This is a genomic window from Kitasatospora sp. NPDC024654 (genome assembly GCF_055559155.1).
The window spans coordinates 1-13,441 of the sequence record NZ_JBVHLF010000079.1 but is presented as its reverse complement, the minus strand read 5'-3'; the positions used below and the strand labels follow the sequence as shown (position 1 = coordinate 13,441).

The following is a 13,441-nucleotide window of genomic DNA, read 5'->3' as shown; positions in this document are numbered from 1 at the left end:
TCGAGGAGGGAGCCACCCCGCTCGGGCCAGTTGTGCCGGAGCCGCCAGCTAGCCAGCCCATCGACAGGGAGGTGTCCGAGAGGAGGTCTATCGTGCACCCATGAAGGCGTATCCCGATTTTGGTCACCCACAGGGCCTTGGCGCGGCCCCTCACTACGACATCCGGGACGGCAAGCTCTATCCGGACTTCGGCCACCCGAACGGGCTTGGTGCGGCGCCCTGGTACAGCGTCCGAGGCGACAAGCTCTACCCGGACTTCGGGCACCCTCAGGGTCTCGGCGCGGCACCCCACTTCAGTCTCCGCGATGGGAGGCTCTACCCGGACTTCGGCCATCCCCAAGGCATCGGTGCAGCACCCTGGTACGGCATTCGCTGATCCAGGAAGCCGTGCCCTTCGCGTGCCCGAACGGGCGGATCCGACCGGTAAACCACGGGCAGTCGAGGCTAGTGCAGAGGCCGAAGAGCAGGCCGTCCGAGATGACATAGCGGCAGGTCAGGAGCGCTTTTTGGGACCAGAGTTGGCCTAGATTCCCAAGCTTATAGCGCGAGTTCGATTCTCGTCGCCCGCTCCAGCAAGAAACCCCAGGTCAACGGCCTGGGGTTTCTGCTTTGTCTAGACCTCTCTAGGTGCCTTGCACCAGATCCGCACCAGATCGCCTCTGGGTGGCCCGCCGATGCGCCTGGACCCGGGCGTCCAGTGCGTTGGCGATCTCCCTCTGGCGGTCAAGGTCCGAGTGCTGGTAGATCATCGCGGCGCGCTCCGAGGACTGCCCCGCGCGCACCATGGTGTCCTTCAGCGTGGCTCCGGACCGGGTCGCGAGGGTGTGCCCGGTGTGGCGCAGGTCATAGAACCGGAAGTCCGCCGGCAGACCCGCCTTCGCCCGAGCCTTGCGCCATTTCCGCCCGAACGAGGAGCGGCGGAACGGGGCGCCGCGTTCACCCACGAACAGCAGTCCGTCCGGTGCCTTCTCCGCGTACCACCGAAGGTGCCGGTCCAGCTCCTTGTGCAGGAAGCCGGGGAGCATGATGAACCGCCTGCCGGCCTCCGACTTGGTGTCGCCCAACACGCGCTTGCCGTTGGTCAGTTCGGGTGCCGCCTGGCGCACGCGGACGCCGACCCTTTCCAGGTCCACATCGTGCCGGCGCAGCTCCGCCAACTCCTCGGGGCGGGCGAGCCCGTAGGCCGCGATGTAGACCATCAGGCGCCAACGCGGCCCCATGACATCAGCGATCGCGTCCACCTGGTCGATCGTGGCGATGGGCCGCTCGGGGGCCGACTCCTTGCCTGCACCCTTGATCCGGCAGGGATTCCGCCGGATCAGTTCGTCATCGACCGCCGTCTCCAGGATGGCCTTCACCAACCGGTACGACTTGGCCACCACCGTGGGGCCGGTCGCGCTCAGCCGCTCGGCACGCCACGTGCGTACGCGCGGAGGCGTGATCTCGTCCAGGTCCCAGGCCCCGAACGTGGGCAGGATGTGCTTCTTCAGCAGCTGCCGGTAGAGGCCTTCAGTGGTTGCGGCCAGGTTGCGCTCCGGTACCCACTGCAGGGCGTACTCCTCGAAGTTCACCTTGCCCGCGTTCGGGTCGCGCCAGTCGCCACGGGACAGGTCGGCCTCCACCTGGGAGAGCCAGGTCTCTGCCGCCTTCTTCGTTTCGAAGGTCTCCGGCGAGCGGTGCTCCTGGCCGTCCGGTGACAGGTAGGCCGCGGTCCAGCGGCCGGAACGGTACTGCCGGACAGCCCCGAAGCTGCGCTTGTAGCCCTTGTTGTTCGCCATCAGGCCACCGCCCGCATCCGGCGCCGCCGCACGACCGGCAGGACCGTGTTGGCGCCGATGAAGGCCTCCAGGGCCGCCGCCGGGATGCGGACGTGGCGGCCGACCTTGACGAAGGTGATGCGTCGCTCGGCGATCAGTCGGCGGGGGAAGCGCTCGCCGCTGGTCTCCCAGGTCCCGAGCAGCTTGGCTACCTCCTCGACAGTCAGTAGCTGGTCAGGCATGAGTGGGTTCTCCTTCCGTTCCGGGTGCGGGTTGCAGCGTTTCGGCGAGCCATGCCTCGGCACTGGTCAGGCCGGTGCCGGCGAAGGCCCAGTGGGCGAGGACGAGGGTCGTCTCGTCGGAGGTGGCCACGTCGGGGAGTTGCGCCAGGGCCTGAGCGCGCTGCCACTCGGCGCGGGCTTCGCGGAGGGCGCCGAGGGTGGTCGAGTAGCGGCGGGTCTTGGTGGAGAAGTGGCCGCGGAAGCCGAGCATGTGGGCCCAGGCCCGCAGCCGGAGTTCGGCCAGTTCGGGACGACCGCCGAGGCTCCAGCAGGTGCGGATCATGCGGCGCGCGTGCTCGGGCATGTCGAGCTGGTCCAAGGAGCGGACCAGTCCCGATCCTTGGCAGGTGCCGCAGCGTGTGCTGAGGCCGGCGGGGATGGGAGTCCGCCCGCGTCCCTCGCAGGGCTTGCAGCACAGGGAGTGGTCGAGCGTGCCGGTGGCCGTCTCGGCGCCCTTGGTGGCGTACTTCGCGATGTAGGCGGCGACGGCGCGTTCGCTCAGCTCCGAGCCGCCGGTGAACTCGGCGGTCCGGATGGGGCGGATGTCGAGCTGGGCGCCGAACGCGAAGCGGTGTTCCCGGCCGTCGACCAGCGGGCCGGGGATGTCGGCACGGCGAGCGGCGGCGCGGATGGCATCGGTGAGGAGCTGGGTGGAGGCCCAGCGCGGCGGCCGGTCCGAGCCGCCAGCGGGCCCGTCGAGGCGGATGACGGCATGGAAGTGGACCAGGCCGCGGCGCTGGTACTCGGCGACCTTGGCGAAGGACACGCGGGCGTACTGGCGGAAGGCCCGTTGGGTGAGACCGGCCCGTGCGGCGATCTCGCGGCGCAGGTGAATGGAGAAGCGGCGCCAGAGCGCCCCGGAGTGGGCGTTCCAGAGGACGGCGCCCGGGTAGTCGTAGGTGTCGGGGTTGAGCGGGGTGCCGAGCTCGGTGGCGTCCTGGTCGTGGAGCTTGCCGCAGCGGCAAGCGCGGACCTGCCCGTTGGTGCCGGTGGGCCGGTTGTGGACCGGCCCGAAGGACGGTGCGGTGAAGGTGGCGAAGACCCGGGGGTGCGTGGCGACCTGGTCGGGAGTGCCCTTGCCGCCGCGCAGCCCGGCCGCGATCAGGTGGTAGGTGTCGCGCCGGTAGGTCTCGGCGCAGGCCGTGCAGCGGGTGGCGCGGCGGTTGTTGCAGCGGACGAGCAGTTGGCCGGCGGGCAGGTCGGCGGAGGCCAGCTGGCGCAGGATCTCGCCCGTCGTGGCGCTGACCTCGGTGCGCTGCCCGTCGAGGCGGATCGGGTGGGTGCAGCCGCCGAGGCCCTGGAGTTGGCGGGAGAGGGCGGGCAGGGTGCCGAGCCGGGCCAGGGTGGCCAGTTCGGCGACCGGGAGCAGGGTCACTTACCGCCCCCGTTCACGATCTGGACGCCGGTCCGGGTGCCCGACTCAACGGCGGGTGCGAGAACGGTGTGAGCGAGGTAGAAGCCGAACAGGGCGATGGCGGCGGCGACCCAGAGGCGGATGCCGAGGAACTTGATCGCGGTCCAGGCGACGAGGCCGAGGACGACGACCAGGGGGAGGCTGACGGTCATGGCCGGGGTCCTTTCAGCGGGCGGGGCAGTGGTGGGTGCGGGCGGCGAGTTCGGCGGCGGCGCGCGAGTCGTAGTCGGCGGAGAAGCCGCAGCGCGGCGCGGTGCAGGCGGCGGTGTGCTTCTCGCGGCCTCGGCCGTCGTAGAACGTGGCGACCTGCACGGGTCCGATCCGGATCACGTTGCGGAAGCGGTGATTGAACATGCGTCAGCCCTCCGTGGGATCGGTCACGAAGTCGTCCGCGTGGTCGGTGAGCCACTGCCGGATCTCGGCGCTCTCCTCGGCATCGGCGGTGAGGATGGCGCGCTCGGCGGTGGCCACCGCGGCGACGAGCTGGTTGCGGCGGGTGAGTTCGGCCGCGCGCTGCAAGGCGCGCAGGGTGGACGGGCGCATGGTGGGATCTCCTGTCAGAGCTGGGAGGCGATGGCTTCGGCCAGGGCGGCGGGGACGCCGAGACGCGCACGCAGCGTGGGCGCGTCGATGGGTGCCCCGGTCTGGCTGCGGTGGTGATCGGCGACCTTCCGGGCGTGTTCGACCAGGGCGGCCGGGACGGCGACCGGGGCGGGAGCCGGTACGGGGAGCGGGGGCGGCGCGTAGACGGACGGCAGGTCGTCGTCCTCCCTCGCCACCAACTCCGTTGCTCCGGAGCCAACTGGGTGTGTGGTGGCACCGGAGTGGGCGAGGAGTGTGCCGCCGAGGAAGGCAACGGCGGGCCATCCGGCTACGAGGATGCGCAACCAGGCTGGGACGGCGGCCAGGTCGAGGAGTCCGGCGGTGGCCACGTTGGCGCCGAGGGACGCGGCAAGGGCGATGAGGAACCAGCACCAGCCGGAGGCCAGGTTCATCCCGGAGCGCATCCGGCGCCAGGCGGCGACCAGTAGGAGGTCGACGGAGACCGGGTAGGCCCAGGCCTTCCATCCGTGCTGGCCGGCCGCTCCGGCGATGTCGTGCAGGTGCGCGAAGGACAGTGCGGCGGCGATCAGCGCTTGGACCAACACGGCGTCCACCCGCCGCAGATGGGCACGCAAGGGTGAACCTCCTTTCGGGCGTGAGGGGGTAGGGAATCGGCGCGGGACGGCCGCGCCACCGAGGGTGGGGGAGGGATCAGGCCTTGCTCAGGTCCACCGGGTCAGCGCCACGGGGACGGGGGCGGAAGCGGTCGAGCTTCGGTAGGTCCGGGGCCAGGTGAGCGTTGGCGGCACAGGCGGCCGAGGCCTGGGAGAGCGAGAGGTAGGGGGTGCGGATGCGGGACCAGCCGCCGGAGGTGTCCCCGACGACGGCCAGGCCGGGACGCTCGGGCGCGATGGCGCAGGCCGCGATGACCGCCTCCGGGGAGATGTCGCCGAGCGCCATCTTGGCCGAGGCTTCGTCGTTGACCCGGTGGCACACGCGTCCGGTCAGCTGGGCACGGAGCATGGTGGCGCCCTTGCCGAGCTCGGCGCCGAAGCGCTGCCCGCACACCTCCAGGTAGATGCCGGCGGCCCGGCCGAGCTGGGCGAGGCGAATGAGCTGGGTGACCATCTCGTGCCGGCGGTCCTCGTCCTTGCGGGTGGCGACGAGGAAGAGCTCTGCCACCTCGTCCACGAGGAGCACGATCGGGACCGGCCGCTCGGCGTCCGGGAGGCCCCAGATGTCGGAGGTTATCTCCTCGTTCGGGACGCCGGGGGCTATGCCCTGGCGGGCCCGGATCAGGTCGTAACGGTCCTCCATCAACTGGACCAGAGCGGGGAGGAGTTCGGCCGCCTGATCGGGATCGGTGGCCAGCGCGGAGAGCCGGGACGCGAACGGCGCCAGCTCGACCCCGCGCTTGCAGTCGATCCCGACCAAGGCCACCGGTTGCGGGGCGAGCCCGGCGACCAGGTGACGCAGGAACATCGACTTGCCCGACAGGGTTGCTCCGAGGGTGAGTTGGTGCGGAATGGCTCGGTAGTCGCGGATGAACGCGGTCGCGTCCTCCCGCAGAGCCACCGGCACCTTGAGAAAGCTGCCCGCCACCTTGCGGGGCATCCTGACGCGGCGCAGGACATCGAAGCCAACCAACCGAAGGTCGACGACGCCGGGCTTGACTGCGGTCACGTAGACCCCGTGCACGCCCCACGCATGTCGGAGGCGTTCCGCGGAGGCCGCGACATCCGCCGGCTCCTGCCCCGGCGCGAGACGCAGCCGAAGCCGCATCCCGGTGGGCGTCGGGCGGATGAGGCCCCGCCGTGGCGGGACCGGCCGTACCTCGCGGCGCGTTGTGGCCCGTACCGCCAACACGCGCAGGCGGGACGGCGCGACGGTGAGCCCGCAGGCGTCCATCACCGCGCCGTACGACCCCAGTAGCCGGGCGGTCGTGCCGGGCAGGCCTAACGCGCACCAATAAGCGCTCGGGTGGCGTGCCCGGAGGTAGGCGGCCCCGCTGCCGGCGGCGAGGGCCGGACCGCCGATCTCCAGCAGAGTCAGCAGGTCCGACACGTCACGCCCCCACGGAGGCGGGGAACACGGTCGGGGCTACCGCGGCGGCACGGTAGGCGATGCCGTGCCGGGGCTGGCCGTTGAACACCTGCTCCCAGGGACGGGCCACCAGGCCCACCAGCGCGACCGGGCCGCCGAGAGCCAAGCCCTCACTGACGCCGGACTGCGGAACGGTGACCTTGATCAGCGAGGACTCGCCGTCCTCGATGTAGACCACGCCGACCGTCATCAACGCCTCACCGGTCGCGGTGTCGGTCGCCAGCTCTCCGGTCCGACGGTCGCGGACCTTCTGCTCCGGGGCCTCGGTCAACAGGATCGTCGCACCCGAGGTCTCCACACGAATGGAACGCATGAACTGATCTCCCTTGCGCGCACCACAGAGGGTGCAGTCAGTGACAAATGACTACACATCGGGAGGTTGACCGCATATGGACTCGGCGCGATACGCTCGGGGAGCGTTGTGCCAACGACGCACCGAGCCTGAGTGGGCTGCCTCCCGCTCAGGCCACAGCTTTCGTGACCCTTGCCGCTGACGCGCCGGAGCAGGTCTGCCTTCCTGCACCGGCGCGTTCGCATGTCCGCACACAGCCTCCCGCCGAAGGCGGGAAGAGCATGCCGACAACAACGAGAGTAACCCGTACTCCAAGTACTGTCTAGTATTTTTGGTACCAGCTCATACTTCCAGTACGCCCAACTCGCGGGCGAGGTCGCTGAGCTGACCGGACGTCGACTGGCTCATGGTTACCAGGTCGGCAACGATCTGCTTCACCAAGGGCATGGCACGGAACATCTCCGGCGAGAGCCCACGCGCGGTCAGCAGCTCGGCCACCGCATCATCCAGCTGCCGGCGCTGCGCGTAGGCCCTGGCCACGTCGATGTGAAAGCGCGTCTGACGCTCCGTCGACAGCACCGAGGGATCGACGGCGCCCGCGGCCCGAAGCGCGATACCGGCGTCACCGAGGTCGACCGCCACGGCCACCTCGTGCAGGCCGACGTTGGTCGGGCCGAACTCTGTGTTGTAGTCGTTGCGCCCTTCGCCGACCACCTCTGCCATCGCGCGCGCCTCGCGCAGATGCTCGTACGCCGCTTCGGCTTCATTGGCGCGCGCGGCCGCCATCGCCCGTTGCAGGGTCAGCGCGCCGCGCATGGCGACGGCCTCCACCTGTCCGGACTCCGCGAGCGGCCGGAGCGCGTCCGCGGCACTGCCGGAGGCCTGGGCTGCCTGCGCGTAGTGGCGGGCGCCGAGGAAGACGATCGACAGCCGGAACTCACCGGCCGCCATGAGCAGAGGATCGCCGGCGCGCTCCGCGGCGACCACAGACCGGTCGATGGCAATCCACGCTGCCTCGGGCTCGCCCATGTTCGACAGGGCGGCACTGCATGCGTGGTACATCCGCGCCAGCAACCGGAACAGCTCGGCACGTTGGTCGTCGGAGACCGAGCGGGCAGCCGACTCCAGTGACGGCACCAGGTCTTCGAGCAACTCCGCCAGGTCGGCGTAGCCGCCGGCATGGGCGAGCATCCAGGCCTGCTCGACTTCGCCACGCAGGGCGTCCACATCGGGTGTCGCGTGCGGCCCGAGGATCGCCTTGAGCGAGTGCGCCGCACTGAGGACCAGGCGGAGCCGACTCGCTCCGGGCGTCTCCCCGTCGGCCGCTGCCGCGACGATCGGCGCCTCGGCCGCCAACTCGGCGACGGGGACGTCCAGGGCCTCCGCGACCTTCTCCAGGACGGTCATGCGGTCGATCCGGCGGACGCCGCGCTCCACCTGGGAGACCCAGGCTTCCGAGCGGCCGAGCAGCCGGGCGAACTCCTTCTGTGAGAGCCCACGGCGCTTGCGGTGGAAGGCGATCTTCTTGCCGAGCGCCTTGGCGTACTCAGTGCTCAAGGTCCACACCCTTGGCGGACACGAGGTCGAGCCAGTCGACCTCGGTGGCGGCGAGGTACTGCTCGCGCTCGGCGAGGAAGACCTTCACGTAGTCCTTCGACTCGTGCTCGTCGAAGGCGGCACGGTCGCGGTAGAGCTCGTAGAAGATCCGGTCCAGCGGCCGGCCGTCAACCCGGTGGACCGCGTAGACCACCGTCCCGGGCTCGTTGGCCCGGATCAGCTCACCGGTCCGCGCCACCAGGTCATCGAACGCGGCCGCCGCCGACTCGTCCTTGCAGGTGAAGCGCACCACCAGTCCGAACATGCTTCTTCCTTCCTAAGTCGCGAAGTTGAGCCACGGCACTTGTCGCCGCACCAGCTAACCGTACGAAAAGTGCGATACCGCACTCGGAGTACCCGCATCTTCGGTACGGTGCTAGTACTAAATGTACTGCCCGACGGCTTTCGATGACAGAGGAACGGCGAGCCAGGGCAGAACGGAGCAGGTCAACGCCGCAGAGGAGCGCCATGACCACTCACCGACGCATCTTCACCGGCCACCCTCGGGAGCTCAGCGCAGCACGGGGTTGGATCCGGAAGCTTCTGATCGACCACCCGCGTGCTGACGACGCCGAACTGATCGTCAGCGAGCTCAGCACCAACGCCCTGCAGCACACCGAGAGCGGCAAGCAGTCGGGCAGCTTCGAGGTCGCCCTGACCCTGGCGGTGCGCGGAGTGGCGATCACCGTCACTGACGAGGGCACCAGCACCAGCAGCCCGCGCGTCCAGCACTCGGCGGCTGACAGCACCCAGGGGCGGGGGCTGGACATCGTCACCGCACTCGCTGACCGATTCACGATCTCCGGTGACCGCCACGGCCGGGCCGTCACCGCGGAGCTGTGGCTCCCACAGCAACACCAGTCGCCAGCCTTCGGGAGTCCGTCCGACATCGCCCGGCACGGATACCGCTGCGAACACACCGTGCAGAGCCCGGGGGCCGCGCAGGGTCCGCAGCTGGTGAGCACCTTGAGCGCGGTGAGCGCCGAGGAGGCGATCCGCTGGATTCGTCTGTCCATCAAGGCCCTGTTCCTGGCAGTCGAGGCCACAGAACTCGGTCGGCTCCACCAGTGGGCCGAGACGGACCACACCAAGGCCCTCGACGACCTCCGGAGGGGCCTGCCCTGCACCCTTACCGCGGGCCAGGCAGGCCAGCGCCACGAGTGGACGGCACGGCCGGTCATCTTCCTGCCGTTGCTCCCGCCCCCGGGCAAGCCGGTCGTCACCTACCAGCTCATGTGCTCAAGGGCCAACCGCCGCAGCGAGTTTGAGTAACAACCTTCTCTACGGGTTCAAGGCGCCGCGCACAGCGCGGCGGGGGGGGGGGGGGGGGGGGGGGGGGGGGGGGGGGGGTGGTGGGGGGGGGGGGGGGGGGGGGGGGGGCCCCCCCCCCCCCCCCCTCCTTCCCCCCCCCCCCCCCCCCCCCCCCCCCCCCCCGGGGCGGCCACCCGCTCGCCCCGCCCCCTGTCTTCGCCCGGGCGGGGCGGCGGCCGGCTCGCCCCGCGGCGAAACGAAGAGCAGACCGGACCACCAGCCGAGCAGGCAGTGAGCGTTAGAACCATGGCTCCGCCGGGCCCTCTCTCGGAGGGGACCGGGGGCAGGCGCACGGGTGCGGCTCTGACGTGGTGATCGTGGTGGGTCGCGGGACGGCCCCCTCCTCGACCGGACACCCAAGGGCGTACCCGGAACCTCCGGGGGCCGCCAAGGCCAGGCGCAAGCGTCACGGGCGTGAGCCTTGGCGGCCCCCGGAGAACCCTGGTCCGGCGAAGCTGCCCGATCGAGGAGGGAACCGCCCGCTCAGCCCGACAGCTGGCCGCAGGCCGGCTCTGAGGCCTGCGCGACCAGCGGACTGGACAGCCAAAGCTGTTCCGCCGCCCGCATGATCACGTTAGCGTTCAGCATGGTCGCGTCGGAGGGGAGCAATGGACGTCACGCAGATCGCAGAGGGGACAGGTCTCGGGCTCTGGGGCATGGGATTCCACCTGCTTATTCAGCGGCACTATCGGAGTGACGCCGCAATGCTGCGCGGGGCTGAACGCCAGTGGCGGATGAGCCGTCGGCTGAATCGTCAGGTTCGACGCGGGTTGATGACCAAAGACGAGTGGTGTGCGCGATACATCAGGCAGCAGCGCGCAGCAACCCGCTGGACCGTTCCCGGGTTCACGCTCATCTGGATGCTCGTGTGCACAGCCACCTTCATTCACGGCATCGACCCCGCGCTGTGGGTCTTCGACGATAGCCGCTGAACCGACAGCGTCCGACGGATCTGACGGCAGGGAGCGAGTCGTTCGGCGCAGGTTGCAGCTGGGCCGTCTGTGGGCCGTGCAAGGGTGGCCAACGATGACAGACGACACCCACCGCTGAGGGCTCCGGGCCTTGCGGCAGGCGGGCTTACTCCTGGCATCTGCGACACTGGACGGACCATGCCTGCACCCCGGGGGCTCACCTCGCTGACTTGTCGGGCCCCGTCCGTTGCCCGCGGGATAGCGTGACGCCATGGACGAACCTCGGATCAAGGTGCATGGCTCGGATTGCGAGGTCACGATCGCCGCGAACGCTGCTGGCCTTCGCGACCTCGCCGAGCAGCTATTGGCGTTGGCGGAACCTGATGTCCATAGTGGCTACCACCTACACCTTGAGGTGGACACCGGGCTCGAAGAGGGCTCGGTCAGCCTGATCTTGGAGCGGGACGACACGGCGTAGGCCGTGCCCTCCGCGTGCCCGAGCGAGCGGATCCGACCGGTAAACCACGGGTAGTTGAGGCAAACTGAGGGACCGAGGCCGGGGTCGCCAGGAGGACCAAAGCGGCAGGTCGGAGCCGGTTTTCAGAGCCGACGTTGGCCAAGATTCCCAAGCTCCGGCCCCTTGTCTCATGCAAAGGGCGAAAGGCCCAGCGTCTCCAGATGATCGAGCAGGGCTTGTAGGCATGCATCGGCGGATGCCAAGTCTACTCGGAAGAAGGAATCCTTGCCCAGAGCACCCCCGGAGGCGATCACCATCCAGCGTTGGCCCAATGAACGCTCGCCGTCAGCCTTGAAGACGACGGAGCACCCGCGCTCGGCCAACCAGTCCATCAACTCTACGACGTCCACGCCCACCCTCCACTACGGAGCTTGCCATCGGTCGGCGGATGTGCCGCATGGATCCGCGTGCGCGGTGCCGAGCCGAGTGTCCAGCTGCATTGCAACGACCACGCACTTCGGCGGACTAGCCTTGCAGATCGTCGGTATTTCGCCTAGACATCGCCCAAGTACTTGAGTTGCTTCGAGACCAAGGAGCTGCTCGGCATAGGGCGCCGGCCAGCGTCTCCACCACCCGCACGATACCGTTCAGGCCATGGAAGCCGACGACCCTCGCCCCACTTGTCCGGAATGCGGTGGGCCCATGGAAGGTGTCGGGCTCGTCTTGTCACGCCGGGAAGACGACGGCAGGCGCACTTGCCGGGCAGCATGGCGGTGCGGCAACCGTCACGTTCGGTGGCAGTGGGCCGACCGTCCGCACGAGCCACTGGAACTGTGCCCGATGCCGGATCTCTTCGACGGCGTTGCTCGGTAGTCCCCACCCTGGCCCGACTCGAACACGGCTGGCCCCCTCCACAACGGACCGATACGTTGGGGTCCGGTACCGGTCGACACAGGGTGGGGACAGCCTATTCGCTGCACCAGATGCGCACCAGATCGGGCGGGCAGCACCGGTAAATCGCGGGCAGGTGAAGCCGAGTCAGAGCGGCCCAGCGAGGATGATTTCGCAGCTCAGGGCCCAAATCTGCGGCATAGGGGCACTGATTCCCAAGCTTATAGCGCGAGTTCGATTCTCGTCGCCCGCTCAGAGGTAAAGCCCCAGGTCAACGGCCTGGGGCTTTACCGTTGTCTAGGCCAGTGCTGGCTTGATGTGGCAGATTCGCGCCGGATGGTCGCTGTGAGGGATGCCGGCTGGCGCGGGCCTCTGCGACTCGGGTGTTTCCGCCGTCGATCGGGGCGGTCAGCCGGACGAACGGGCCGAGGGCGGGCAACGCGATTTCTGGGATCGGAAGTTCTTGGATCCGGCGGAGGAGCGGCGCGATGTCGGTGGCGGCCGGGTCGGGGGCGCTCGGCCGGGTGGCTTCCTGGTCTCGGGGCGTGACGGGGTCCTGGGCCTTCCGGGCCCGCGAGGCCTGCGGCGCCTGGAGGGTGGCGGCCGGTTGTCCGTGGTTGTCACGCAAGACGCTGACGTCGGGTCGGCCCGCTGCACTAGCCTCGAGGCAGAGGCGCGGTGCGATGCGGCGGAGGGACTGGCGGTGGCCGAGCAGGAGCACGGGTTACGGCGACGGGGCGATGGCCGCGAGGGCGTTGCCGCAGTGCCGGGAGCCGATCCGGAGAGCGGCCCGTTCGAGTCCCACCTGCACGAACGCGGGACGGAGATCCGTTCGGCGGCCGAGGCGCTGCGGTCCCTCTCCCGGGTGACCGGCGCCGACGGCGCGGAGATCGGGGAACTGCTGCTCTACGTCGGACCGGCGGGTCTCGGCAAGACCGCCGTGCTCACCGAGGTGCGCCGGCTGGCGAAGCGGGAGGGCTGCACGGTGCTCTTCGCCCGTGGCGGCGAGCAGCAGCGCAACGAGCCCTTCCACGTGGTGCGGCAACTGCTCCAGCCGATCACCGCGGCGCTGGCCGAGGCGGAGCAGCGGCAGGTCTTCGGGCACTGGCACGACATCGTCGGGCCCGCCGTGGGACTGCTCCCGCCGGCTGGACTGCTCGACCCGCAGGGTGTCCGGGACGGCCTCGACTTCGTGCTCACCCAACTCGTCCTGCGCCGGGCGCCGCTGGCCGTCATCGTCGACGACCTGCACTGGGCCGACCTCGAGTCGCTTCGCTGGCTGGCGGCCTTCGCGGTCCGTGCGCGGGAGTTGCCCGTGCTGATGGTCTTCGCGTGCCGTGACGAGTTCCCCGACGACGCCCTGGCCTTCCACCAGGGCATCGCCGCCCGGGCCGGCCGACGGCATGAGCTGCGCCCGCTTCAGCCGGACTCGGTCGCGAGTCTGGTCCGCGCCTCGCTGGGAGACGGGGCCGAGGACGCCTTCTGTCGCCACGTGTGGGCGGTCACCGGGGGCAACCCGTACGAGACCACCGCCCTGCTGCGCGAGGTCCGCGAGCAGCAGCTGGACCCGGTCGAGGAGAACTCCGGGCAGTTGCGCGAACTCGCCTCCGAGGCAAGGGGGATGACGTTCAAGCACTGGCTGGACAAGCTGGGCCCGAGCACCCTGCGGTTCGCCTGGGCGGCGTCGATGCTCGGCACCGACATCCATCCCGAGCTCGCGGCCGCCATCTGCGCGCAGGGCCCGGGTGCGGCCGCAGAGTCCATCAGGGAGTTGCGCAAGTTCCGCGTCCTGAGAGTGCGGTTCGCGCCGTGATGCCCGATTCGCGATGAGGTCTGGGTGAGGTGCCCTGCTCAGTGGGGTGGGCCGGCGCTCAAGGGCGAGGCT

Annotated in this window: 17 protein-coding genes; 5 read left to right on the top strand and 12 right to left on the bottom strand. The window is 69.9% G+C overall.

The features are described from left to right. The first annotated feature begins 100 nt into the window (after nucleotides 1-100). Entirely contained in the window at nucleotides 101-376 is a 276-nt protein-coding gene (locus ACZ38L_RS31400; RefSeq protein ID WP_465699658.1) for a hypothetical protein, read from the top strand. 247 nt (nucleotides 377-623) lie between these two features. On the opposite strand, the gene ACZ38L_RS31395 is transcribed toward ACZ38L_RS31400, so the two are convergent. The 11 genes from ACZ38L_RS31395 to ACZ38L_RS31345 form a co-directional block, all read right to left on the bottom strand. Then, nucleotides 624-1,778: a tyrosine-type recombinase/integrase gene (locus ACZ38L_RS31395; RefSeq protein ID WP_465699656.1), complete on the bottom strand. Its 1,155-nt coding sequence runs from the start codon at nucleotides 1,776-1,778 to the stop codon at nucleotides 624-626. Beyond that, entirely contained in the window at nucleotides 1,778-1,999 is a 222-nt protein-coding gene (locus tag ACZ38L_RS31390) for an excisionase family DNA-binding protein (RefSeq protein WP_465699653.1), read from the bottom strand. Before ACZ38L_RS31390 ends, ACZ38L_RS31395 begins: the two co-directional genes overlap by 1 nt. Continuing rightward, a complete protein-coding gene (locus ACZ38L_RS31385) occupies nucleotides 1,992-3,413 on the bottom strand; it encodes a replication initiator (protein ID WP_465699650.1) in 1,422 nt (473 codons plus the stop codon). The genes ACZ38L_RS31390 and ACZ38L_RS31385 overlap by 8 nt, the downstream gene beginning before the upstream one ends. Further along, nucleotides 3,410-3,604 carry a hypothetical protein gene (locus ACZ38L_RS31380; protein WP_465699648.1) on the bottom strand — a complete coding sequence of 65 codons (195 nt, stop codon included), beginning with the start codon at nucleotides 3,602-3,604 and terminating at the stop codon, nucleotides 3,410-3,412. Before ACZ38L_RS31380 ends, ACZ38L_RS31385 begins: the two co-directional genes overlap by 4 nt. Nucleotides 3,605-3,617: 13 nt before the next feature. Beyond that, complete coding sequence (locus ACZ38L_RS31375) at nucleotides 3,618-3,806, bottom strand: mobile element transfer protein (RefSeq protein WP_465699646.1); 189 nt, start codon at nucleotides 3,804-3,806, stop codon at nucleotides 3,618-3,620. A 3-nt stretch (nucleotides 3,807-3,809) separates the two neighbouring features. Next, nucleotides 3,810-3,995 (bottom strand): hypothetical protein, encoded by a 186-nt coding sequence (locus ACZ38L_RS31370; protein WP_465699644.1) that lies wholly within the window; start codon nucleotides 3,993-3,995, stop codon nucleotides 3,810-3,812. 14 nt (nucleotides 3,996-4,009) lie between these two features. After that, nucleotides 4,010-4,630 (bottom strand): DUF2637 domain-containing protein, encoded by a 621-nt coding sequence (locus ACZ38L_RS31365; RefSeq protein ID WP_465699642.1) that lies wholly within the window; start codon nucleotides 4,628-4,630, stop codon nucleotides 4,010-4,012. Between the two features lie 76 nt (nucleotides 4,631-4,706). Further along, nucleotides 4,707-6,059, bottom strand: coding sequence for an FtsK/SpoIIIE domain-containing protein (locus ACZ38L_RS31360; protein ID WP_465699640.1), 1,353 nt, complete (start codon nucleotides 6,057-6,059; stop codon nucleotides 4,707-4,709). Nucleotide 6,060: 1 nt separating this feature from the next. Next, on the bottom strand, nucleotides 6,061-6,411 hold the full coding sequence (locus ACZ38L_RS31355; RefSeq protein WP_465699638.1) for an SCO3933 family regulatory protein: 351 nt from the start codon (nucleotides 6,409-6,411) through the stop codon (nucleotides 6,061-6,063). Nucleotides 6,412-6,732: 321 nt separating this feature from the next. Then, nucleotides 6,733-7,956 (bottom strand): helix-turn-helix domain-containing protein, encoded by a 1,224-nt coding sequence (locus ACZ38L_RS31350; RefSeq protein ID WP_465699636.1) that lies wholly within the window; start codon nucleotides 7,954-7,956, stop codon nucleotides 6,733-6,735. Then, on the bottom strand, nucleotides 7,937-8,251 hold the full coding sequence (locus tag ACZ38L_RS31345) for a putative quinol monooxygenase (protein WP_465699634.1): 315 nt from the start codon (nucleotides 8,249-8,251) through the stop codon (nucleotides 7,937-7,939). The genes ACZ38L_RS31350 and ACZ38L_RS31345 overlap by 20 nt, the downstream gene beginning before the upstream one ends. 203 nt (nucleotides 8,252-8,454) lie before the next feature. Here ACZ38L_RS31345 and ACZ38L_RS31340 point away from each other — a divergent pair, with 203 nt between their 5' ends. From ACZ38L_RS31340 to ACZ38L_RS31330, 3 genes are all read left to right on the top strand, one after another. Then, entirely contained in the window at nucleotides 8,455-9,258 is an 804-nt protein-coding gene (locus ACZ38L_RS31340; RefSeq protein ID WP_465699632.1) for an ATP-binding protein, read from the top strand. 647 nt (nucleotides 9,259-9,905) lie between these two features. Further along, the gene (locus ACZ38L_RS31335) at nucleotides 9,906-10,229 is read left to right on the top strand and encodes a hypothetical protein (RefSeq protein WP_465699630.1); all 324 of its coding nucleotides are present in this window, start codon (nucleotides 9,906-9,908) and stop codon (nucleotides 10,227-10,229) included. Between the two features lie 250 nt (nucleotides 10,230-10,479). Next, nucleotides 10,480-10,686 (top strand): Imm32 family immunity protein, encoded by a 207-nt coding sequence (locus ACZ38L_RS31330; RefSeq protein WP_465699628.1) that lies wholly within the window; start codon nucleotides 10,480-10,482, stop codon nucleotides 10,684-10,686. A 167-nt stretch (nucleotides 10,687-10,853) separates the two neighbouring features. Here ACZ38L_RS31330 and ACZ38L_RS31325 read toward each other — a convergent pair whose 3' ends face one another. Further along, nucleotides 10,854-11,075: a hypothetical protein gene (locus tag ACZ38L_RS31325; protein ID WP_465699625.1), complete on the bottom strand. Its 222-nt coding sequence runs from the start codon at nucleotides 11,073-11,075 to the stop codon at nucleotides 10,854-10,856. A 1,244-nt stretch (nucleotides 11,076-12,319) separates the two neighbouring features. On the opposite strand from ACZ38L_RS31325, the gene ACZ38L_RS31320 reads away from it, so the two are divergent. After that, a complete protein-coding gene (locus tag ACZ38L_RS31320) occupies nucleotides 12,320-13,369 on the top strand; it encodes an AAA family ATPase (RefSeq protein ID WP_465699621.1) in 1,050 nt (349 codons plus the stop codon). The last annotated feature ends 72 nt before the right edge of the window (nucleotides 13,370-13,441 follow it).